This is a genomic window from Nostoc sp., assembly GCF_036919575.1.
Classification (GTDB): domain Bacteria; phylum Cyanobacteriota; class Cyanobacteriia; order Cyanobacteriales; family Nostocaceae; genus Nostoc.
In genome coordinates this window covers 39207-61357 of record NZ_JBALBY010000034.1, presented here as the reverse complement: position 1 = coordinate 61357, position 22151 = coordinate 39207, and the positions used below count along the sequence as shown (strand labels likewise).

Annotated in this window: 21 protein-coding genes and 1 pseudogene; 14 read left to right on the top strand and 8 right to left on the bottom strand. The window is 41.4% G+C overall.

Annotation, left to right across the window (positions count from 1 at the left end; all coding sequences use genetic code 11):
• Positions 1–26 precede the first annotated feature (26 nt).
• Together V7K27_RS11060 and V7K27_RS11055 are read right to left on the bottom strand one after the other, a co-directional pair.
• Positions 27–326 (bottom strand): protealysin inhibitor emfourin, encoded by a 300-nt coding sequence (locus V7K27_RS11060; RefSeq protein ID WP_334947029.1) that lies wholly within the window; start codon positions 324–326, stop codon positions 27–29.
• A 151-nt stretch (positions 327–477) separates the two neighbouring features.
• Positions 478–1557, bottom strand: coding sequence for a M4 family metallopeptidase (locus V7K27_RS11055; RefSeq protein ID WP_334947027.1), 1080 nt, complete (start codon positions 1555–1557; stop codon positions 478–480).
• 544 nt (positions 1558–2101) lie between these two features.
• Between V7K27_RS11055 and V7K27_RS11050 the strand changes: the two genes are divergently transcribed.
• Entirely contained in the window at positions 2102–2275 is a 174-nt protein-coding gene (locus tag V7K27_RS11050; RefSeq protein ID WP_334947026.1) for a hypothetical protein, read from the top strand.
• Here the strand turns inward: V7K27_RS11050 and V7K27_RS11045 are convergent.
• Positions 2259–4879: pseudogene (locus V7K27_RS11045) on the bottom strand (type ISP restriction/modification enzyme); the annotation flags it as partial. The gene V7K27_RS11050 and the pseudogene V7K27_RS11045 overlap by 17 nt on opposite strands.
• A gap of 428 nt (positions 4880–5307) precedes the next feature.
• Between V7K27_RS11045 and V7K27_RS11035 the strand changes: the two are divergent.
• The 4 genes from V7K27_RS11035 to V7K27_RS11020 all read left to right on the top strand — a co-directional run bounded on the left by V7K27_RS11035 (position 5308) and on the right by V7K27_RS11020 (position 9407).
• Complete coding sequence (locus tag V7K27_RS11035) at positions 5308–6561, top strand: exonuclease SbcCD subunit D (protein WP_334947098.1); 1254 nt, start codon at positions 5308–5310, stop codon at positions 6559–6561.
• 70 nt (positions 6562–6631) lie between these two features.
• Positions 6632–6871: a hypothetical protein gene (locus tag V7K27_RS11030; RefSeq protein WP_334947020.1), complete on the top strand. Its 240-nt coding sequence runs from the start codon at positions 6632–6634 to the stop codon at positions 6869–6871.
• A gap of 212 nt (positions 6872–7083) precedes the next feature.
• Positions 7084–7614 carry a YdcF family protein gene (locus V7K27_RS11025; protein WP_334947096.1) on the top strand — a complete coding sequence of 177 codons (531 nt, stop codon included), beginning with the start codon at positions 7084–7086 and terminating at the stop codon, positions 7612–7614.
• Between the two features lie 629 nt (positions 7615–8243).
• Positions 8244–9407, top strand: a complete 1164-nt coding sequence (locus V7K27_RS11020; protein ID WP_334947019.1) for a GuaB3 family IMP dehydrogenase-related protein — start codon at positions 8244–8246, stop codon at positions 9405–9407.
• Here the strand turns inward: V7K27_RS11020 and V7K27_RS11015 are convergent.
• Complete coding sequence (locus V7K27_RS11015; protein WP_334947017.1) at positions 9390–9521, bottom strand: hypothetical protein; 132 nt, start codon at positions 9519–9521, stop codon at positions 9390–9392. The two genes, V7K27_RS11020 and V7K27_RS11015, sit on opposite strands and share 18 nt — an antisense overlap.
• A 317-nt stretch (positions 9522–9838) precedes the next feature.
• On the opposite strand from V7K27_RS11015, the gene trxA reads away from it, so the two are divergent.
• Both trxA and V7K27_RS11005 read left to right on the top strand, forming a co-directional pair.
• Positions 9839–10162: a thioredoxin gene (gene trxA, locus V7K27_RS11010; RefSeq protein ID WP_069070846.1), complete on the top strand. Its 324-nt coding sequence runs from the start codon at positions 9839–9841 to the stop codon at positions 10160–10162.
• Positions 10163–10786: 624 nt separating this feature from the next.
• Positions 10787–11599 (top strand): carbon-nitrogen hydrolase family protein, encoded by an 813-nt coding sequence (locus V7K27_RS11005; RefSeq protein ID WP_334947015.1) that lies wholly within the window; start codon positions 10787–10789, stop codon positions 11597–11599.
• A gap of 215 nt (positions 11600–11814) precedes the next feature.
• Here the strand turns inward: V7K27_RS11005 and fba are convergent, their stop codons facing one another.
• Together fba and V7K27_RS10995 are read right to left on the bottom strand one after the other, a co-directional pair.
• Positions 11815–12894, bottom strand: coding sequence for a class II fructose-bisphosphate aldolase (gene fba, locus V7K27_RS11000; RefSeq protein ID WP_334947013.1), 1080 nt, complete (start codon positions 12892–12894; stop codon positions 11815–11817).
• A gap of 392 nt (positions 12895–13286) precedes the next feature.
• Positions 13287–13445, bottom strand: a complete 159-nt coding sequence (locus tag V7K27_RS10995; RefSeq protein ID WP_334947011.1) for a hypothetical protein — start codon at positions 13443–13445, stop codon at positions 13287–13289.
• Between the two features lie 69 nt (positions 13446–13514).
• Between V7K27_RS10995 and V7K27_RS10990 the strand changes: the two genes are divergently transcribed.
• Positions 13515–13970 (top strand): DUF2141 domain-containing protein, encoded by a 456-nt coding sequence (locus V7K27_RS10990; RefSeq protein ID WP_334947010.1) that lies wholly within the window; start codon positions 13515–13517, stop codon positions 13968–13970.
• Here the strand turns inward: V7K27_RS10990 and V7K27_RS10985 are convergent.
• Both V7K27_RS10985 and V7K27_RS10980 read right to left on the bottom strand, forming a co-directional pair.
• On the bottom strand, positions 13967–15115 hold the full coding sequence (locus V7K27_RS10985; RefSeq protein ID WP_334947094.1) for a peptidoglycan-binding protein: 1149 nt from the start codon (positions 15113–15115) through the stop codon (positions 13967–13969). The two genes, V7K27_RS10990 and V7K27_RS10985, sit on opposite strands and share 4 nt — an antisense overlap.
• A gap of 144 nt (positions 15116–15259) precedes the next feature.
• On the bottom strand, positions 15260–16327 hold the full coding sequence (locus V7K27_RS10980; protein ID WP_334947008.1) for a DMT family transporter: 1068 nt from the start codon (positions 16325–16327) through the stop codon (positions 15260–15262).
• Between the two features lie 472 nt (positions 16328–16799).
• On the opposite strand from V7K27_RS10980, the gene V7K27_RS10975 reads away from it, so the two are divergent.
• From V7K27_RS10975 to V7K27_RS10950, 6 genes are all read left to right on the top strand, one after another.
• Entirely contained in the window at positions 16800–17459 is a 660-nt protein-coding gene (locus V7K27_RS10975; protein ID WP_334947006.1) for a vWA domain-containing protein, read from the top strand.
• Between the two features lie 11 nt (positions 17460–17470).
• On the top strand, positions 17471–18262 hold the full coding sequence (locus V7K27_RS10970) for a PP2C family serine/threonine-protein phosphatase (protein WP_334947004.1): 792 nt from the start codon (positions 17471–17473) through the stop codon (positions 18260–18262).
• Positions 18263–18268: 6 nt separating this feature from the next.
• Positions 18269–20542: a protein kinase domain-containing protein gene (locus V7K27_RS10965; RefSeq protein ID WP_334947003.1), complete on the top strand. Its 2274-nt coding sequence runs from the start codon at positions 18269–18271 to the stop codon at positions 20540–20542.
• A gap of 126 nt (positions 20543–20668) precedes the next feature.
• Positions 20669–21322, top strand: a complete 654-nt coding sequence (locus tag V7K27_RS10960) for a hypothetical protein (RefSeq protein ID WP_334947001.1) — start codon at positions 20669–20671, stop codon at positions 21320–21322.
• A 91-nt stretch (positions 21323–21413) separates the two neighbouring features.
• Entirely contained in the window at positions 21414–21632 is a 219-nt protein-coding gene (locus V7K27_RS10955) for a KTSC domain-containing protein (RefSeq protein ID WP_334946999.1), read from the top strand.
• Positions 21633–21843: 211 nt separating this feature from the next.
• On the top strand, positions 21844–22119 hold the full coding sequence (locus V7K27_RS10950) for a barstar family protein (protein ID WP_334947092.1): 276 nt from the start codon (positions 21844–21846) through the stop codon (positions 22117–22119).
• Positions 22120–22151 lie beyond the last annotated feature (32 nt).

The window sequence follows — 22151 nt, the reverse complement described above, 5'->3', positions numbered from 1 at the left end:
TAAATTCATTTAACTTATTCAGCAAATTACCTTTTCTGTGCTACAGTTTGCAACCATTCAATCAACGGTCTTAAGGTTCCTGGTAATGCTGCTTCACTAACAGTCACCGTATGCTGCTTGCCGTTATCTTCTACTGTTAACTTATACTGAAAGCGATCGCTCTCTTGATTTGGCGAAGTAATTAATTCAGGTAGCCTAAATAAATCAGCAACTTCCACCAGTCGGGGAAGTGTGGCAGCTTCATTTGGCGGCAGAGTATCTGTATCAACGGTTGTCTTCTTGCTGATTCCGGCAAAGCCGCCCGTGCGTTCAAATGATACCCGCATTTTTTTGCTCTCCGTTGTGTTATTTAGTTGGGATAGATACAAAGACTGGGAGATGATAATTCTCACCTCCCAGTTTAGCAATAAAAAACAATACATCTAAAAAGTTATAAGTTAACTCCTAACTCCTGTACAGACGCGATTAATCGCGTCTCTAAATAACTCCTACCTTTTGCCAAGCGTTCTGCACAGCTTTCTGCTCATTACTGTCATTACCGTAGAGTTCCCCAGCAATTTGAATGGTGACGCTGGCAGCCTTTTTAAAATCTGCTTTGGCACGTAAGCGATCGCGTAAAGCGACATACCAGATTTTACCAGCTTTTTCCCAGGCATAGCCACCAATCTCAACAGCCGCCAGATAAAAGGCATAGTTAGGGATTCCTGAGTTGATATGCACTCCACCGTTATCATCAACACCCGTATATTTATCTTTCACATGGGCTGGTTGGGGATCTTTACCCAATACTGGATCATCGTATGCTGTTCCCGGTGCTTTCAGGGAGCGCAGGGCAACACCTTTGACAGTCGGTACCAAAAGACCTTCGCCAATCAGCCAGTCTGCCTCTTGTGCAGTCTGATTTTTGGACTTTTGTTTCACCAAGGAACCGAAAACATCAGAAAAGGATTCATTCAGTGCCCCAGGTTCGCCATAATACTGTAAACCCGCTTGATACTGGGTTACACCATGAGTTAGCTCATGCCCAATTACATCAATTGATTTCGTAAAACATTGAAACAGTTCTCCGTCACCATCACCATAAACCATCTGGTCGCCGTTCCAAAAGGCATTGTCATATTTAACGCCATAATGCACGCTGGAATCTAAACGTAGTCCTTTGTCATCTATGGAATTGCGATCGAATATCTCCTGAAACAAGTCATAAGTAGCACCAGCAGCATCGTAGGCTTCATTAACTGCTACATCACTGCTGGGAGAATCGCCCTCAGCACGCACCAGCGTACCAGGGAGTTGCTGCCCATTTTTCGCATCGTAGATGGTGCGGCGCTTCTCACCAGGAGAAGGCGCAAACGAGATATTACCTACGACGTTTCTCCGTCCCAGAAATTGTGCTGAAATATTTAATGTATGAAAAGCCCAAGTACGCTGCTGGGGATTGCCATTCACCACAACATTTTTTAGCATATGGGGCGGGATAATACAACAAATAGGGCATCTAGAGTAAAGTTGATACTCATACTTGAACCCGGCTGATTTCTTTTTATTTCGAGCCATCCAAGATATTCTCCTTTTGAAACTAAGTGATGGTAAACAAAGGAGCAGAAAAACGAATCCAAATTGCGTGTCCCTGGTTTGTTTTCTGAAGGAAATTTTCTACTCTGTATTTTTGATAGGTCTGTGGAGGATGGATAGTACCCTCATGGTGTACTTTTACTTTTGATGTGGAAATATTGCCTAAAAACATAAGGAGAGCTTAATTACCGCAAGTCTCAGCCAAAATTATTGTGTGAGTTAGCAAGACCTCTTTTACAGACCTAATGCGTTTATATATTAGTTCTTATCAAGGGAAATAATCTTATTTATTGCTGTTTTGTAACTATCAACCTGTTAACGCTATAAATACCCATTGGATGGGAGCATCTCAGTTTTGCAAATATACCAAATTCTTGCTCCCTCTCCTTACCAAGGAGAGGGTTGGGGTGAGGTTTTACAAGGCTTTTTACACTCATTGAGATACTCCCCATTGGAGAGGGAGCATCTCAGTTTTGCAAATAATACCAAATTCTTGCTCCCTCTCCTTACCAAGGAGAGGGTTGGGGTGAGGTTTTACACTGTTGTACAGCACTTTACCCTTGAAGATGGGGCAGTGATGCTTGATCCCAATGTACGAGAGTATTTTCCTAATGGAGAAAGTGTCAATCAGGCTTTACGCACATTGATTAGTCTGTTCCCGAAAAATCACGAATCGATTACACCTAAATCTGTTGAATAATCTGCATTGTTTCCACGCTGACGGTGCAGACTCTTTGTAGTAAATCTATTACCTGTTCTTTGTAATCTGCAAAGCGATATGTATTGAATTTTTCAGCAATTGTCGGGTCTTTAGGTTTCTTTTCTTTGTATTGATCTAATATCCACTCTAAAGCAGAACGGTTGCCAAGGCAATATTCCCAAGCAATTTTGGGGACACCTTCTAAAGTAGTTACATCATCTAAAATAATGGTTCCATTAGCTGCATCAGCTTTAAGTTTTGCCTTTGGTATCCTGTTATTATCTTTACCCAAAGGGAAATCAATTCGTTTTAAAGGATAGGGTTCGATAGTTTCATAATTGATGTGCAAATCCATCAACTGTTTACCCCAGTTAACCCATTTGTGAAAGTCATCATAGAAGGGTAAGCGGGGAAATTCTCGTTTCAAATTAAGTTCATATTTGGTGCGATAGGCAGGATTGTGCAAGACGGCGTAGGTGTAGTGAAAAATATCTAATTTGGCAATTGTGAAGTCGTTGTAATGGTTTTGGAATTGTGCTAATCCCCAGTCGGTGATGTTGTCAATGCGGTTTCCGTCTTTGTCGTAGCGGTACAGGGGAAGACATTGAGAATCTCCTGTTAGGTGCAAATCAATTATTGAATTGCTCCCCAAGCAATGGAATGGTTTAGTATTTCCCAAAGCTGAAAAAGCTATATATTTATTCTGTAGATCATTTTCATTAAAAATATCAAACCATTGATAAGTCATGCCATTTAAATGCCTATCAAAATAAAGTTTTATCTTCACAAAAGGTCTATATAGACTTGACTTTATATTTTGGCAGTCAAAACATTTTATTATACCTCGGTCTAAATATTTAGTAAGTTCTCTATCCCACTTGATGTTAAATTTGCTTTCCGTAATTCCTAAAATTTGAGATTGATAAATTTTTATACAAAACTTCATTTTTTCAGCTAAATTTTGCTCTGATAAATCATAAACCCATTCATCTCTTTGGGTTGCAATTCCTCTAGAAAATAACTTAAAAACTGCTTTCTGTGCTTTGCCAGTTTTTACGTCTTTATCAACTAATGGTAAAAGATTATCAAAATCATTATCTGTCTGGTTAATCCAGTTATTATTTTTATCTGGTGTAATATGTTCAAAATGAATGTCAGTAAATTTAGTTTCAGCTAAAAACCTTAACTTTTCCTCTGCTGTATCAAAATCTGGGCGGCGAGTATGAAATATTTTGCAAGGTGTACCGTTGCTTACTTGCTTCTTTATCATAAAAATAATCGCAACACCAGTTTGAATACCAAAAACATTATGTGTTTTACCTGATAGCTTAGGATTTTTCCTAACATCCCCATGCAAATCAATAATATAAATATCACTAAACTCATCAGTTACAATTTTTCTAAAACCATCAAATGTCCTAGCATCAATAAATGATGAATTAGTGATAAATGCTAAAATTCCATTTTTACTTAATCTATCAGTTGCCCACCGGATAAAACGAGTATACATATCATAAACCACAATCCGATTCTGAGCCTTACTATATTTAATGTAAGTATTTTTTATGAGCTGATCTATTGCTCCATAATAACGATTAGAATTATTCTCATTGAAATTTTCTTGTTTAGCATTATATGGTGGATTACCAATAATCACCGATATCTTACTTTCATTCTGCCTTTTAATCCTTTCAGTATTTTCTACACTCATAGCAAACAAATCTAATTGCTTGCCTGCAAATGATGTATGATCCAGCGTATCGACAAAACAAATATTTTCAAACTCCTCATACACACCCATCTTTTGTTTATAGGTGTACTCAATATTCAAGTTAGCATATAATAAGGCAAAATTGCCACTTCATTACAATGAATTTCATGCTTATATTTGTATTCCAGACTATTTTTAGGCAAATAATCAATTAATTCAGTAATAAAAGTGCCTGTTCCTGTAGCCGGATCTAAAATTTCGACATTTTTATCAGCAAGCAGCTTACCAAAATTTTGATGAACTAAATAATCTACACTTTCAATCATGAAGCGCACAATTTCATTCGGCGTGTAAACAATACCTAGCCTGTCAGCCGCTTTCGGATTATATGCTTTATAGAAATTCTCATAAAGCACTTTTAAAAACTTCTGCTTTTCATGATGATTATAAATATTCGCAGCAGTTCTTCTAATGACACCATAGTAACGCTCAATAGTACCAAGAGTATTCTTTTTAGTGCTACCTGTAAAAAAGGTATCGATTATAGTTTTTAATTCACGAGCAATATTATTTTCTCGATCAAACTGAGATTCATTGAAGATGCTAATAAAAATGTCTTCAGTTAAAATATGCTGAATTATCATTTCTCTAACATCCAGCAAAGTGATTTCAGGATTAATAGATTCTTTGCAGATACCCCAAAATTTAGCCCTCGCTGTTTGAAAAGCTGCGTTTGTTTCGATTTGACTATCAATTAAGTCACGCAAAGCATTTAAAACACTCGGTAAGTCTTCCTTAAATGTTTCAATCGCCTCACGAAAATCTTTAACTTCTGGGCGAACATAGTTAATAAAATATGTAATTATTCCATCTAGCGCGACAGCATCTTTCATCAAGCTTTAATTACTACTAACTAACACCTGTAATCTCCACAGCTAAAACATGAAGATTGAATAAATTAAAACTAAATATTCCGTAAAAAGACGTGAGTTTCCAAATAACATCACGTCTTAACAGAAGTTATGACAGACGAAGCATAATAAAAATGTAAAATATACTGGTGTCGATTTTGAATTAGCAAATATAATACAATTATTTAAGTAATAACACGGAATAGTAATTTCCTCCTCTCTTCCTCTGTGCCCTCTGTGCCTCTGTGGTTCGACTTCTAAATTGGTGCGTTACACTCCGTCAACGCACCCTACCAACTGGGACACCGACTCGTTATTTTAATCAACGCGGCGGATATTCAAAATATCGCTCATTCATCGCGTTATTTACTTATTAGTCATTAGTATTAGACAAAGAACAAATGACAAATATGATTAAAATCCTCCACCTCTCCGACATCCACATGGGAAGCGGCTTCTCCCACGGACGAATTAATCCCACAACTGGATTAAATACACGGCTAGAGGATTTTGTCAATACACTCTCTAAATGTATTGACCGAGCGCTGACAGATGTTGTAGATATGGTGATATTTGGTGGCGATGCTTTCCCAGATGCGACACCACCACCCTATGTACAACAAGCTTTTGCTAGCCAGTTTCGCCGTCTCATGGATGCCAATATTCCAACAGTGCTGTTGGTGGGCAACCACGACCAACACTCCCAAGGACAAGGAGGAGCAAGTTTAAATATTTACCGCACTTTGGGAGTACCAGGATTTGTTGTCGGTGATACATTAACTACTCACTGCATCGAAACCCGTAATGGCAAAGTGCAAGTAATCACCCTCCCTTGGCTGACCCGTTCCACCCTGATGACTCGCCTAGAGACTGAAGGTTTGTCTTTGGCGGAAGTCAACCAACTGTTAACGGAACGCCTGCGAGTTGTTCTAGAAGGGGAAATTCGCCGTCTTGACCCCAATGTGCCAACTGTTCTTTTGGCTCACTTGATGGCTGACAATGCTACTTTAGGCGCAGAACGCTTTTTAGCAGTAGGTAAAGGCTTTACTTTACCCCTATCTTTGCTGACGCGACCTTGTTTTGATTATGTAGCGTTGGGACACGTCCACCGCCACCAAAATCTGAATAAATCTAACAACCCGCCGGTGATTTATCCAGGGAGTATTGAGCGGGTAGATTTTAGTGAAGAAAAAGAAGACAAAGGCTATGTAATGCTAGAACTGGAGCGGGGCAGCGCTGAATGGGAATTTTGCCCCTTAACAGTTCGGACTTTCCGCACCATTGAAGCGGATGTCTCGAAAACAGATGATCCGCAAGCGGTATTAATGAAAGCGATCGCCAAGTATGATATTCAAGATGCTGTAGTGCGGCTAATTTACAAACTCCGCTCCGAACAGATGGATTTAATTGACAGTTCCTCTCTACATACTGCTTTAAGTCCGGCTCATACCTACACCATTCAAGCAGAATTAGTCAGTCAATTAGCCAGGCCCCGGATTCCTGAATTGAGTGCAAGTAGCAGCATCGACCCAATGGAAGCCTTGAAAACTTACTTGAACAATCGTGAAGACCTCAAAGATATCGCAGCATCAATGCTGGATGCAGCACAGAAGTTGCTAGCCGATGATGTAGAAGTCTGGCTGGAAGCAGCAACTAGTGAGTAAGATAGATGCCAATTATTCTTTGACTAGCGATTTTAGATTTTAGATTTTAGATTTTGGATTAAAAGAATTTTTGGTTCATGCCCCGACGCCACTTGCTCATCTTGGCTACGAGCCAAGACCGCAGTGGCTCCCCGAAGTCAAGCGGAATAAATCTAAAATCCCAAATCCTAAATCTTCAAGCCTTGTCCCCTTGCGATGCCCTGAGCCAGTCGAAGGGTGGGCGAGGTTAATCCAAAATCGCTTTCTCCAAAATCCAAAATTGTTTGACAAGCTGCTACAACCCTTTGATGCATTGTCCGATACAGGTTAGGATAATTCATCAATTAGCGGAAAAACTTCAAGCACGCTTAATCGCGCTGTAACATGACAATCACCCAAATTTATATTTGGGCAGATTTTTGAGGAGTTTGCTACTCTACTATCAACTGTACTTTTCTTCTAGCCAGAGGAAATTTTGAATTCAGTAAATTAAGTTATCGAGCCTTGAATAAGCTACTGTTTACAGGTAAATCTTTTCGTTTTATGGCTTTTCTCCTACCGCTAATCATCTGGTGGGGATATAAAGAAGTACAAAACCAATTTGTACAGCCGCAAGCAGTTGTAGTGTTAGGTGGTTCAACCAGACGTTTAGAGCGAGAGAAGTTTACGGCCGAATTTGTCCGCCAGCATCCAAATATACCAATTTGGATTAGTGGGGGTAGTCCACCTAGATTCACCCAACGAGTCTTTACCAAGGCTGGTGTTGATCCTAAACGTTTACACTTGGACTATGAAGCCGTAGATACAGTTACTAATTTTACTACATTGGTGGATGACTTGCAAGCTCGCGGCATTAAGAGCGTTTATTTGATTACTTCAGACTTCCATATGCGCCGGGCTTGTGTCATCGGCGAAATTATTTTGGGTAGTCGAGGTATTTATTTAAAACCAGTGCCAGTTCCTTCAGAAAAACCCCCTGAATCTATCAAAAAATCTATTCGTGATGGAGCTAGAGCAATACTTTGGTTAGCAACTGGTTACACGGGTATGGATGCAGCTAAAAATAAACGATAAAACAGGAGTCAGAATTCAGAATTCAGAATTCAGAATTGGTGAATACTCTACCCATAAAGCGCAAAGTCGGAGCGGCGGCTTTCCCGACTTGAAGCACGTGGCGTGGATTTAGGGGGATCTAGAACGTTTTGCTACCGACAAGAGGACTTTTAAAACATCCTCTAAGACAGGGATAGAGTTTTAAGGCGAGAATATTTTAATTTTTTTCGCCCACAATTCGGCTTGGTTTTAACCAATATTCATCACCCACTCATAGAGAATTCATGACTTTATTCTGACCGGAGCTTTCGCCCTGCTCCGGCTCCGCTTCTGAGTTATGAATTCTTCTTATAAAAACCAATTAACAATTTTTGCTCATTTGGTTGCTTGATGAATACTTTGCGTCCACCAAAGTTTCGAGCGGTGGCTTGGGTAACTCGAATTTATCAAAAAGATGGGTCTAAAACCCCGTCATAAAGGACGGCTTTAAGTTTTGTGGCAATGAGTCTTTATCCCCGTTACAAAACTGTACTTCCGACTTCCGACTTCCGACTTCCGACTTCTTTAACTGTGTAGTTCCGGGAAAAAACGTCCCAATCCCCTCCACAATTTGATACCCTAGCTTAAACAGATTTGAGAAATATTAAAGCGTGGAAATTCAACTTGGGCGGGGAAAAACAGCTCGCAGAGCTTACGGAATAGATGAAATTGCTCTAGTCCCCGGTAACAGAACACTAGACCCCAGTTTGGCAGAGACTAAGTGGCGGATTGGCAATATTGAGCGAGAAATCCCGATAATTGCCAGTGCGATGGATGGCGTAGTAGATGTTCGCATGGCTGTACGTTTGTCACAGTTAGGAGCATTAGGTGTCCTCAATTTAGAGGGGATTCAAACTCGCTATGCTGACCCAGAGCCAATATTAGCTCGGATTACCTCTGTGGGTAAAGATGAATTTGTTGCCCTGATGCAAGAACTGTATGCCGAACCAATAAAGCCAGAATTAATTGAACTACGTATTCAGCAAATTAAACAACTTGGTGGGATTGCGGCGGTGAGTGCAACTCCAGCCGGTGCAAGTAAATATGGTGAGGCGGTGGCGAAAGCTGGGGCAGATTTATTTTTTATCCAGGCTACGGTAGTTTCTACTGCACATCTATCACCAGAGTCTTTAGTACCTCTTGATTTAGCAGAATTTTGCCGTTCTATGCCCATCCCCGTGGTGTTGGGTAATTGCGTGACTTACGAAGTGACTTTGAATTTGTTGAAAGCTGGGGCGGCTGGGGTACTGGTGGGAATTGGGCCTGGTGCTGCTTGTACTTCTCGTGGGGTGTTGGGTGTGGGCGTGCCACAGGCGACTGCGATCGCAGATTGTGCTGCGGCACGAGATGATTACTACAAGGAAACTGGTAACTATATCCCGATTATTGCTGATGGCGGTTTAATCACCGGTGGCGACATTTGTAAATGCATCGCCTGCGGTGCCGATGGTGTAATGATTGGTTCCCCCTTTGCCAGAGCCGCCGAAGCCCCAGGACGCGGTTATCATTGGGGTATGGCGACTCCCAGCCCAGTTTTACCCCGTGGCACCCGGATTCGCGTTGGCACCACTGGGAGCCTAGAGCAAATCCTCATTGGCCCAGCCGGACTAGATGATGGCACTCACAATCTTTTAGGAGCCTTAAAGACGAGCATGGGCACCTTAGGAGCCAAAAATATTAAAGAAATGCAACAAGTGGAAATTGTGATTGCGCCTTCCTTATTAACCGAGGGTAAAGTTTACCAAAAAGCTCAACAATTAGGTATGGGGAAATAAAAGGAATGGGGAGTAGGGAGTAGGGGGATGAGGGGATGAGGGGGATGAGGGGGATGAGGGAGATGAGGAAGATGAGGAAGATGGGTAAGAAATAATTAATGCCCCACTCCCCACTCCCTACTCCCCACTCCCCACTCCCCACTCCCTACTCCCCACTCCCCACTCCCTAATTCTTCAATAAATTTTTCCAGCCCCCTAAACAATTGCTGGAAAAATCTGATATGTCGCCTACAATAGAGATAGCGGAGACGCATGTTTCCGTTCACTCCTCACACCACACTCCGCCCGGACTACTGTTCGGGCGGTTCCTTATGTTTGTAAATAAAATAAGAGAGCTTCTTTGCAAATGTACATCCTCTACTCCCAAGCCGAGGTTTTTGCTATGGTAGAATTTTCACCAAGTTCAGATATTATTGGCGAAGGTTTTAGGCATGTCAACAGCCGCACAAGTTACAGATTCTAGTTTCAAGCAAGAAGTACTCGATAGCGATGTACCCGTTTTAGTTGACTTTTGGGCACCCTGGTGCGGACCATGCCGTATGGTAGCTCCTGTTGTCGATGAAATCTCCGAACAGTACAAAGGTCAAATAAAGGTTGTAAAAGTCAATACAGATGAGAATCCGAATGTTGCTAGCCAGTATGGCATCCGCAGCATTCCCACATTAATGATTTTTAAGGGTGGACAAAAAGTGGATATGGTGGTCGGCGCTGTGCCTAAAACTACATTAGCTTCCACTCTCGAAAAGTATCTTTGAAACTCAATCGGCAATAAAATCCTCTTGAGTTATCCATTTTGTTCTAAGTTTAGGTTAATTTTTATAAACAAGTTTGAGAGACGCGAATTTCTCGTCTCTCAAACTCGTTTACATTTGTATACAGTTTCAGAATATTTTTAGGAGTTTTCTACCTCAAAAACAACTCCCTAATTGCTGCACTAGCAATTTCTAGTGTTATGACAATTTTCGTTTGGATGCAACACATGGTAGCGGCACAGAAAAAGCTCATACGAGTGGGTTTATATTCCATGCAATTGAGAACCGCTATAGCATCGCCAACAGAAAGCCCAAAAGCTGAGTCACGTCGCTTCTGTACGAGACGCTGCGAGTGGCTTGCTTAAGAGAAGAAGTACGCTCCGAATTCAAAAGTCAAAATTCAAAATAAATATCCATAGCAGACAGCTTTTATCAGGCTTTGATCACAACACAATCGCAATCTTGCTCAGTTTGCTAGAACCCAGAGGAAGATTAAGATCAGCAATAAAACAAGTCTGTTAAAGGAAAGCAACGCTAACGCATTTCTAATTAAGTGCCACAGATGTTGAAGTAGCGATATATTTTGATAATCTATCTTCAATAAATCAACTGTTCGTTGTTGAATCTATGAAGTCTTATTTAGCCGCCGCTATTCAATTGACCAGTGTGCCCGATCTACAGAAAAATTTGGCACAGGCAGAAGAATTAATCGAGCTTGCCGTGCGTCAAGGTGCCCAATTGGTAGGTTTGCCAGAAAACTTTTCCTATATGGGAGAAGAAAAAGACAAACTCGCCCAAGGCGATGCGATCGCTCGTGAAAGTGAAAATTTTCTCAAAAAAATGGCTCAACGCTTTCAAATTACGATCTTAGGCGGCAGCTTTCCACTTCCGGTAGACAATACAGGCAAAGTTTATAACACCACTCTACTCATCGACCCAAACGGTCAAGAACTTGCCCGCTACTATAAAGTACATCTATTTGATGTTGATGTCCCCGATGGCATCACTTATCGGGAATCCAGCACCGTTGTGGCTGGTACGCAACTACCCCCCGTTTATTTCTCAGAAAAACTTGGCAATTTAGGACTTTCTATTTGTTATGATGTCCGCTTCCCGGAACTGTACCGTCATCTGGCAGATAAGGGAGCTGATGTTATCTTTATTCCCGCCGCCTTTACCGCCTTTACTGGTAAAGATCACTGGCAAGTACTATTACAAGCCAGAGCCATCGAAAATACAGCCTACGTCATTGCTCCTGCCCAAACAGGCAACAACTACGCCCGCCGTCTAACCCACGGCCACGCCGTTATTATCGACCCTTGGGGCGTAATTTTAGCCGATGCTGGGGAAAAACCGGGAATTGCGATCGCTGAAATCAACCCCACTAGGCTTGAACAAGTCCGCCGTCAAATGCCCTCTTTACAACATCGGGTATTCTAGGCGCTGGGGATGAGGGGGAAATCAATTCAAAATTCAAAATTCAAAATTCTAAATTAAAGAACTTCTGCCTCCTACCTCCTCTTTCCCAATGCCTAATGCCCATTACTTATGAATAAAACAAAAAACCGGGTAAACACCCGGTTTATGCCAATATGAGAATCCTCAGTCTTTTAGGAGCATAGCAGCACTGTGCTACTACTTATTTGTTGGCAAAATTAAACTTTAGCGGCTGCTTTGGTAACAACGTTGAGTTCACCTTTAGCATACTTAGCAGCAAAATCTTCTAAAGAAACTTGCTTAATCTTGCTTGCATTGCCAGCTGTGCCAAATTGCTGATAGCGTTCAGCACAAACCTTCTGCATATATGTAATAGAAGGCTTGAGGAAGTGACGGGGGTCAAACTCCTCTGGTTTTTTAGCCAAAGCTTCACGTACAGCAGCAGTAATCGCCAAACGGTTGTCGGTGTCGATGTTTACTTTACGTACACCACTCTTGATGCCTTTTTGAATTTCTTCTACAGGTACACCGTAGGTTTCAGGAATTGCACCACCATACTGGTTAATCAGTGCAAGTAAATCTTCAGGTACAGAAGAGGAACCGTGCATTACTAAGTGGGTGTTGGGCAAACGGCGGTGAATTTCTTCAATGCGGCTGATTGCCAAAATTTCCCCTGTCGGCTTGCGGGTAAATTTGTAAGCACCGTGGCTTGTGCCAATGGCAACAGCCAAAGCATCTACTTGGGTTGCTTCTACGAATTCAACAGCTTCATCGGGGTCAGTTAAGAGTTGAGAGTGGTCGAGTGTACCTTCAAACCCGTGACCATCTTCAGCTTCACCAGCTCCAGTTTCTAGAGAACCCAAACAACCGAGTTCACCTTCAACGCTGACACCCAAAGCATGAGCTACATTTACAACTTCGCGGGTAACACTGACGTTGTACTCGAAGCTAGCGGGGGTCTTAGCATCAGCTTCTAAAGAACCATCCATCATCACGCTGGTGAAGTTGTTCTTAATTGCTGAGTAGCAGGTAGCAGGTGCATTCCCATGATCTTGATGCATGACAATGGGAATCTGAGGATAGGTTTCTACTGCTGCCAAAATTAGGTGGCGGAGGAAGTTTTCTCCTGCATAAGCACGAGCGCCACGAGAAGCTTGCAAAATTACGGGGCTATCTGTCTCGACAGCAGCCTTCAGGATCGCCTGAATCTGCTCCAAATTGTTAACGTTGAAAGCTGGGATGCCGTAACCGTTTTCAGCTGCGTGATCCAACAGCAGCCGCAGTGGTACAAGCGCCATAGATAGTCCTCCTAATGTGGTTGTCAGCTAGTCGGTGTGAGAGAAGCGTAATTATTACGCTAAATCTTAAGAGTTTTTTCAACTTATAGGAAATTATAACTAGTGTGGTGTGTCATGTTGAAAAAGATCACGCCATGTTTACTATTATAAATATGCCCTATATTTGCTCTCTATTGCTGTAATATATCCTCCCCTGTCGCATTTGCTGCTGGAATAGTAGAGAACTTAGGCGCAAGCGAAGAGGTATTTTCTCAGGTTTTAGGATTGGAGGGAGTAGATAAGAGGTAAGCGAAGTGTCTGATACTGTTGGCGAAAGTGTTACAAACGCACGGACAAAAGTGTTACAACTCAAAGCCGCAACTACAGATTGAAGGTTTGAGCTTACGTAATACTTAACAAGACAATAATGTATTACATTCGCCAACAGTATCAGTGTCTTTGCTCAACTGGTGCAGCTGATCAATTAAGATAGCGATCGCCTGTGAGTTTATACTTACAATCAGATTTAACTGAGTGATAATTATTCTGTAAATAGCTCGACCAATAGACATCTCAGGATAGATATTGGAAATCTGCGTTGCTTTGTTTGAGCAAAAGTTATTTTATTTTGTGAAAATTTTATGGTAAAAGGATTGAGAGTTAGTATCCTGCTATTGGCAGTGGTGGGAAATCTGGTATGGTCATTTAGTGCCAAGGCAAATTTTAACGGCAAACTCACCATCGAAATTGATGGCTTGAAGAATAAAGAAGGGCAAGTTTGTACCAGTCTATTTGCAAGCAGTCAAGGATTTCCTAGCGATCGCGATCGCGCCTTACAAAAGCAGTGTAGGAAGATTACTGACATTCCTTTAACTATTACCTTTGAGAACTTGAAAGCAGGTAGTTACGCCGTTGCTGTCTTCCACGATCAAAATAATGACCGCACTCTCAATAGTAATAGTTTTGGTATACCAAAGGAAGGCTTTGGATTTTCCACCAACCCAGAAATTCGCACAAGAGCGCCCAAATTTAGCGAAGCAGCATTTTTAGTGGCAGGCCCGAACACCAATATCCAAATCCAGTTGAAATATTTTTAGACTTCTTCTTGGGAATCATTGTATGAATCTTCCGGTAGACTCTGTTGTTCCGGCAAGCCACGCATTCGATTCATTTGAGTTAAAGCATATCGTGCTGTTGCTTGCACATCGGGATCTGGGTCTTCTAGTGCATGTCGCAACATCTGACTCATTTGACCCATCATATCATAAACGCGCGTCAGGTCACGAATCGCATTTTGCCGCACTTGTGGACTTTCATCTTGGATTGAAATTGCTAGAGCACGATTCATTGGTTTGAGTGTGCGGGTGCCAATTTCTGCCAAAGCTGCTAAAATTAAACTGCGTTCTTGAGAATCAGCATCAATCATCAGTTCAGCCATTGGGTGAATTGCCCGCGAATCTCCCTGCTGACCCAAATCCCAAATAGCTTTGCGTCGCTTGGTTGGGTCAGAACTGCGTAAGTCTTGAATTAATTCATCAATGATATTCAGTTTAGCCAGTCGGGAAGTTTTTTCTGGTAGCAGTAATTGTGTGGTAAGTGGTGGCGTAGCTGTTTGTAGAATAGTTACAGTCTCTAGTAAGAGTGGTGGCATCGGGTTTTTCTTAGCTTCAGTCAAGCTTTTAGTATTTGATATTTCGGAATTTTCCACTTGTTTGACCTGACGAAACCACCTCAGCAGGTAAATAAGTGCGCCAATACTTCCTAGAACTCCGATGGCAAATATTAACCACCAGACAAAACCTCTCTCAATTGGCTTGGGTGTTGCAGTTGGTTTGGAAGTCGCAGCAGGAGAGGTGAATATTCGAGAGGTGATAATCTGATTTTTAGCCTCCATTGCTGCTTGCAGTTTCCCGCTAGTGGCCAGACCCATAATGCCATCTACTTTTAAACCCTTTGCTTTCTGGAATCTAGCTACAGCGATTTTCGTACTGGCGTTGTACTGTCCATTTACTACGCCACTGTAGTATCCCAACTGCTTTAATTGAGTTTGTAGTCTCTGCACATCTGACCCTTGACTACCGAAACTCAAAACAGCAGGAAGTGCAGTAACTGTCGAACTAGCTTGTGCAAGTTCTAAAATTTCAGGTGCTAGGTTAGGTGTAGCTGTACTTGCGCGATTTGGGTAAAAACCGAGGCAAGAAAAACAGGTAAATATCAAGATTAAGGAAGGGCGTAGCCTCATATTGCAAGTTTCAGCCTGAACGTGCTTTTGAAGTCTTCGATACCACAATAACAATTCAAAATTCAAAATTCAAAATTCAAAATTGTTCGCATGGTAACAGAGCCTTACCGAAGTGCAGCGTCTGGTAGAGAAGAGACTTAGTGCTTATGGCAAAATTTCCGGTTCAGATTCTCTGACTGCTAGGGTTATGGGGTTCAATTTTTTAGCAGATGCTTCTAAAACTGGTTGCGGTATATTAGCTATTTCGCCGACGGTAACTGTATCGTTTTGTCCAGCTAAGGTATCACGTTGGTTAATCAGATAGATGCTGATTAAAGTGAGGAAAACACCGACCCACTGCAACGGACTGAGGACTTCTGAGAGAAAGAGATTGCCGAATAGTAGGGCGAATACGGGTGTTAGGAAGGTGAGGGAACTAAGGCTGGTGAGACTGCCACTAGAGGCAAAGTAGAAGAATAACCCGTAGGCGATCGCACTGCCAAATACGGTAGCATAACTCAAAGCCACTAAATCAGATGTTCCTAAATTCTCCCACTGCTGGGATTCAACAACTGATGAAATTCCCCATAGTGGCAATCCACCTAAAATCATGTGCCATCCTGTAGCGCTTACTGGGTCAGCGTGTCGGCAGACAAACCGAATCAACACTGTTCCCACTGCCATTGATAGCGCTGCTAACAGCATCAACCATTCGCCACTAGCAAACAAATCTTGCCAGTTGCCAATTGTAATATTTGCGCCTGAGTCGAGAAAATGTAAAATCCACTCATCAGGTAAACCAATTAAACTAATGCCTGTGACTCCCAAGCCTAACCCCAGCCATCCCCAAAAACCAATGTGTTCTTGGAATAGCCACAACGACAGCAAGGCAACAGCTAAGGGTTGCGAATCAATCATCACAGACCCTAACCCCGCACTGGTTTTGACTAATCCCTCTGCTAAAAAGCCTTGAAACAGCGTCCCATCTATCAAGGCAAATAAGGCAATCCACAGCCATGCAGCCCAACCCTTCGGCTGGGGTTTACCCATGAATGCTGCTGCAATCAGAATTAACACCCCTGCTGGTATCAAACGCACTCCCGCCATGAATAACGGTGTGGTGTGGGGTATGACTCCTTTCATGGCTACCATTGCCGTCCCCCATAGGAAAAAGGGGGCAATTAACAGCATAGGGGCGAAGGGAAGTTGAGATGCACTGAGTTTCAGTTGCATGGGTTTGCTGATGCCTTTGTTTAACAAGCGCAAAAATTGCTTTACCCAATTTTACCGAATTATGTAGTTGTGCGATCGCGTAGCCTCTCGAAGACAAGGAATTAATACTCAGGTGTAGCTAAGGTTACAGGAGGCTGAAGATTTTAATGAGATAGGTAGATTTAAGAAGCTTTAGGGATTTTCATTTGTATGCAATAGACTCTGACCTCTCTCCTAGAAGGCTACGGAATTACCCCCCTTAATCCCCCCTTATAAAGGGGGGAGATCGGAAATCTAGTTCCCTCCCCTTTATAAGGGGAGGGTTAGGGTGGGGTAAAACCTTGGTTAATCAGCTAACAAGTACAAACGCTTTCAATCAGGCAAATAGACAGTAGTATTTGTACGTATAAATACTACTGTAAAAGTGTATTTTTTAGCCAATAATGTAGGTGATTGATCTCTCAGACCAGTTGACTCAATTTAGGAGCGTCGAATGCCTGTAGGATTGCCTGAATTCGTTGAAAATCCAGAAAATCGTTGCCCTGTAATTCTCTTACTCGATACTTCTGGCTCTATGTCAGGTCAGCCTATCCAAGAGTTAAATCAAGGACTTGCTGCTTTCAAAGAAGATGTACTAAAAGATGCTCAAGCATCGCTGAGTGTCGAGGTGGCCATGATCACATTTGGCCCCATAGTTAAACTCACGCAAGACTTTGTGACGATTGACCAATTTACACCGCCTACATTGGAAGCAGATGGTTTAACCCCAATGGGCGCGGCGATTGAGTATGCTTTGGATTTTCTAGAAAACCGGAAAAAGACTTATCAAAACAACGGTATTCTCTATTATCGCCCCTGGGTGTTTTTGATTACAGACGGAGCGCCATCAGACTCCTGGGATTCAGCCGCGAAAAGATTGAGAGAAGCAGAAGCACAAAGCCGACTGTCATTTTTTGCAGTTGGTGTAAAGGGTGCTGATATGAATATCCTCAAACAAATTTCTCCTCCTGAACGTCCACCAGTTACGCTAAATGGCTTAGATTTTCGTGAGTTGTTTGTCTGGCTTTCTGCTTCGGTGAAACGGGTTTCTAGTGGCAAAGTAGGACAAGCTGTAGCTTTACCGGCTATGGGATGGGGTCAAATTAGCAGTTAGGAGGAAATTTTGTGAATTGGAAAGCTGTTGCGCGTTCTGCGATCGGAACAAGTCATCAAAAACAGGGTATAGTTTGTCAAGATTATGGGGATTATCGCATCTTTCAAGATGTGATTATTGTCGGCGCCGTTGCTGATGGTGCTGGCAGTGCTAAACATTCTGATGTTGGTGCTAAGTTGGCGGTAGAAACCGTACTCAAATGCTTTTCTGATATTAATGAATCTCCTCAGAAGGAAGAAGAATTAGAGCCAGGTTATTCTAAAGGACTGTCCAAAGAAGAGGCTGAGAAACTGTTTGCTACAATTGTGAAAAAAGCTATTGCAAAGTTACATGAGCAAGCAGCCAAAGAAAATTATTCTGTCAATGATTTAGCTTGTACATTGTTGGTTTTCCTGGCAACTCCTGACTGGTTTGCAGCTATGCAAATCGGGGATGGATTTATTGTAATGCGTTCCCAAGATTCAGAATATCAACTGTTGTTTCAGCCAGATAAAGGTGAGTTTGCTAATGAAACGACTTTTATCACCTCAGCAAATGCAGTAAAAGAAATGCAGGTAAAGGTTATTTCCGAAAAACAAGAGTTTATTTGTGCTTCCACTGATGGACTAGAAAAAGTAGCAATTCGCTTGAGCGACTGGGAAGCCTTCTCACCTTTCTTTAAACCTTTGGAGGAATACTTGCACGAACAAGTTAATGAAGAGGAGAAAGATAAATATCTGATGGAATTCCTCAACTCTGAACGGCTAAATTCTCGCACTGACGATGATAAAACCTTACTTTTGTGCTTATTTGATAGAGAGTAAAATTCGATGACAGTTTTAACCTGTGCTAGTACGGGTCAATCGATTACTCTGCTGGGTCAACCAATAGCTGATAGTGGTGAAGGTAAGGTTTGGCAAACTAATCGCAATGGTTACTTAGCAAAAATTTACCACTTACAAACTCCTGAGCGTGTGCAAAAGTTGGCGGTGATGATAGCGCACCGACCCAAAGAGCCAAACTCTCATCTCAATCATATTTCTTTTGCTTGGCCTAAGTCGTTACTGAAAGATGCTCACGGTGATTGTGTGGGCTTTTTGATGCCGGAAATTAAGGAAGCAAAAGAACTTATTGATATATACAACTTCAAGCGTCGCAAGCATTTGAAACTTGAGGTTGATTGGCGTTTTCTGCACACAACTGCGCTGAATATCGCCTCAATTATTGAAGCAATTCATATTTCTGGCTATGTTTTGGGTGATATCAAGCAGCAAAATATTCTTGTAAACGATCGCGCCTTACCTTCAATTATTGATACTGATTCCTTTCAGGTTCGGAATCCGGTAAATGGCAAGATTTATCGTTGTCCAGTTGGTTCACCAGATTATACACCACCGGAACTGATTGATCAAGATTTTTCTAGCATTGATCAAACGGAAATACACGATCGCTTCCGGTTAGCAGTGATTATCTATCAATTGTTGTTTGGTGGTCAAAGTCCTTTTGCAGGAACGTGGATAGGCGCAGGGAAAGACCCAGACACTAATGATCGTATCCGTCAGGGTTTATGGTTGTATGCACCAAACAGTTTGATTCAACCTGTAGAATGGATAATTCCTCTTGAGATTGTTCACCCAGAGGTTAAGCGATGTTTTCTCAGATGCTTTAATGATGGTTATCAAAATTCTAATTTACGCCCAACTGCTGAGGATTGGGTAAAGGCGCTCAGACTTGCTGTTAATGAGTTAACTATCTGTGGAAAGGTAGACAGCCACTACTACAGCCGAACTTATGGTAAATGTTATTGGTGCGATCGCTTTACAAAACTTCATATTGATATATTTCCTGGCTTTGCTAGACCAAAACAACAGTCTGCTTATGTATCAACATTACAACCTCAAGCTTTTGCCGCAGATAAAATTATAGAAAATGTTGCAATAGCAGCGCAAATCCATACCTTCCAAGGCCATTCCGACTATGTTACTTGCGTAGCTTTCAGTCCAGATGGCAAAATTCTTGCCAGTGGGAGTTATGACAATATCATCAAACTATGGGATGTAGGCACGGGAAGAGAAATCTACACTCTTAAGGTGCATTCCTACTGGCTTATTTCCTTAGCTTTCAGTCCCACTGGCAAAATTTTTGCCAGTGGGAGTCAGGACAATATCATCAAACTGTGGGATGTCACAACAGGAAGACAAATCCACACTCTCAAAGGGCATTCCAACTCGATTCGTTCGCTAGCTTTCAGTCCAGATGGCAAAATCCTTGCCAGTGGAAGTGGGGACGAGACTATCAAACTGTGGAATGTGACAAGAGGAGGACAAATCCGCACTCTCGAAGGGCATTCCGAATACGTGAGTTCGGTAGCTTTCAGTCCAGATGGCAAAACCCTTGTCAGTGGGAGTTATGACAAGACTATCCAACTATGGGATGTGACAACAGGAGGGCAAATCTGCACTTTCAAAGGGCATTCCGACTGGGTTACTTCCGTAGCTTTCAGTCCAGATGGCAAAATCCTTGCCAGTGGAAGTAAGGACAAGACTATCAAACTGTGGAATGTGACAACAGGAGGGCAAATCTGCACTTTCAAAGGGCATTCCGAATACGTGAGTTCGGTAGCTTTCAGTCCAGATGGCAAAACCCTTGTCAGTGGGAGTAATGACAAGACTATCCAACTATGGGATGTGACAACAGGAGAGCAAATCCACACTCTTCAGGGGCATTCTGCTTTGGTAGCGTTCAGCCCAGATGGTAAAACCCTTGCCTATGGGAGTGATAACAATACTATCAATATTTGGCAGCTTATATCATCAAGCAGCAATACAGCCACTTCATCACCAATTAAGCCAACTCAATCTAACATTCCTCAACCAGCAGCTTCTACATCTCACATTCAACCTGTAATAACCCAACCATCGGCAACACCTACCACTACTTCATCATTTACTATTATAGAGGTGTTTTTCTTGGTACTCTGGTTAGGTTACGGAGTTTTTTTTGTGATTGCAGGGAGTGTTCCAGGATCTGCGTGGTTTGTGCTTCCACTTGGTATTTTTCTGTTGCTTTTTGCTTTACTTTTTGTTCTGATTCGTAAGCTGTAATATCTAAAGATGACAAAAAATTATTAATAATATTTACCAACAGCTAATTTCTGACGAATTTAAATGCACCAATTATTTTTGTTGGTGTTAAAATATACTAAAAATTGTGTGAGGAAAGCGAAAAGTATGCAACCAATTCAGGGGTTTATTGCAGATTCCTATCACTTCTATCAAATTGCGAAGGATGCATATTTTAAAGCAAGCGAAGGTTTTGAAATTCACAGACAAAATGATGCACTAATCTCTATAATTTTTTCCGCACTGGCACTTGAGGCTTTTATAAATGAAGTTTTGTCTCTTGCTAAAGATGCAAAGCAAGCTGGAGAAAGCGAAGCTTTTTTGGATAAATTGATTGATGCTATTGACGAGTCTGCCTTTAAAAAAAGCACGCCAGAGAAGTTTATGCTAGCCAGTGAAGCATTAAATAGCGGCTTCAAAAAGGGAGAGAATCCCTATCAAAACTTCGCAGACCTATTCAGCTTACGTGATTGTTTAGGTCATCTTAAGCCAGAAGATCGCATAGAAGAAGGAGAGAATGGTGAATTTAAATATATTGGAAGAAAGCTAACTGAAAGACTTCGCAGTAAAGGGATATTTCAAAACCATACACAAGTGGAATCAATAACGCTATTAGTCAGTACTGCTAAAGCGGCACGATGGGCTTGTAATACAGCTTCAGAAATGGTTAACGCAATTCTAGACAAAATTCCCACATCTTTTAGTAATAACAATGAAGTTATCAATTTATATAGAACTAAGTTTCAGCCTCCAGATAAATAACTTTATTATGGGGTGGCATCGTCTAACAAAGGCTTGCACTTAAACTTAGTAACATAGCAAATCTAATTTGGAATAGTAAAGATAAAGAACAATGCAAAGAACGTCTGTGTCATCATCAAACGTCGCCTCTATTGGTTACGATGCTGAACATCAAATACTAGAGGTTGAATTTTTAAATGGCTCTTTATATCAGTATTTTAATATTCCTCAGTCCCTCTATCAAGGGTTAATGAGTGCCACATCTCATGGTACTTATCTCGATACATATATTAAGAAGAGTGGATTCACTAGCCGCAGAATCAGGAACTAAAGTTTTTTATCTTGATGGTAAAAAAATTAATAGCAAAGAAACATTTTGGCTCTTTAGTACTTACTATGCTAAATTCCTTTGATAAAACCCTGAAACCCTTATTTATCAACATAATTAACATTATTTACTAACATTTTAGGGTTTTAGCAATAATTTTGGCTTTTAACCTTATTTTTTAAGCCAAATTTTGATGTTTAACTAATAATTTGGCATAACAGGTACTGAAGAACCAACATTTTTAAGTAACGCTGCTGAAGCAATGCAATTTCCTACATACTTTGGTGCAAACTGGGATGCTTTTGATGAATGTATCACCGATTTAACATGGTGTCCGGCTGAAAGATACGTCATATTGTATGACGATGCTGATATCTTTGCTCAAGCTGAACCGACACAGTACCAAATAGCAGTGGATATTTTAAATTCAGCTAAAGAATACTGGCAAGCTAAGAATATTACTCTGAAGTTTTTAACTATAAACAAATAGGTTAAATTAACCTTGATAAAAATTAAGATATA

Bases quoted from the DNA above. Each gene is read 5' to 3' on its own strand.
- V7K27_RS11060 (WP_334947029.1), bottom strand. From the start codon at position 326: ATGCGGGTATCATTTGAACGCACGGGCGGCTTTGCCGGAATCAGCAAG.
- V7K27_RS11055 (WP_334947027.1), bottom strand. From the start codon at position 1,557: ATGGCTCGAAATAAAAAGAAATCAGCCGGGTTCAAGTATGAGTATCAA.
- V7K27_RS11035 (WP_334947098.1), top strand. From the start codon at position 5,308: ATGATTAAAATCCTCCACCTCTCCGACATCCACATGGGAAGCGGCTTC.
- V7K27_RS11025 (WP_334947096.1), top strand. From the start codon at position 7,084: ATGGCTTTTCTCCTACCGCTAATCATCTGGTGGGGATATAAAGAAGTA.
- trxA (WP_069070846.1), top strand. From the start codon at position 9,839: ATGTCAACAGCCGCACAAGTTACAGATTCTAGTTTCAAGCAAGAAGTA.
- V7K27_RS11005 (WP_334947015.1), top strand. From the start codon at position 10,787: ATGAAGTCTTATTTAGCCGCCGCTATTCAATTGACCAGTGTGCCCGAT.
- fba (WP_334947013.1), bottom strand. From the start codon at position 12,894: ATGGCGCTTGTACCACTGCGGCTGCTGTTGGATCACGCAGCTGAAAAC.
- V7K27_RS10995 (WP_334947011.1), bottom strand. From the start codon at position 13,445: ATGTCTATTGGTCGAGCTATTTACAGAATAATTATCACTCAGTTAAAT.
- V7K27_RS10990 (WP_334947010.1), top strand. From the start codon at position 13,515: ATGGTAAAAGGATTGAGAGTTAGTATCCTGCTATTGGCAGTGGTGGGA.
- V7K27_RS10985 (WP_334947094.1), bottom strand. From the start codon at position 15,115: ATGAGGCTACGCCCTTCCTTAATCTTGATATTTACCTGTTTTTCTTGC.
- V7K27_RS10980 (WP_334947008.1), bottom strand. From the start codon at position 16,327: ATGCAACTGAAACTCAGTGCATCTCAACTTCCCTTCGCCCCTATGCTG.
- V7K27_RS10975 (WP_334947006.1), top strand. From the start codon at position 16,800: ATGCCTGTAGGATTGCCTGAATTCGTTGAAAATCCAGAAAATCGTTGC.
- V7K27_RS10965 (WP_334947003.1), top strand. From the start codon at position 18,269: ATGACAGTTTTAACCTGTGCTAGTACGGGTCAATCGATTACTCTGCTG.
- V7K27_RS10960 (WP_334947001.1), top strand. From the start codon at position 20,669: ATGCAACCAATTCAGGGGTTTATTGCAGATTCCTATCACTTCTATCAA.
- V7K27_RS10955 (WP_334946999.1), top strand. From the start codon at position 21,414: ATGCAAAGAACGTCTGTGTCATCATCAAACGTCGCCTCTATTGGTTAC.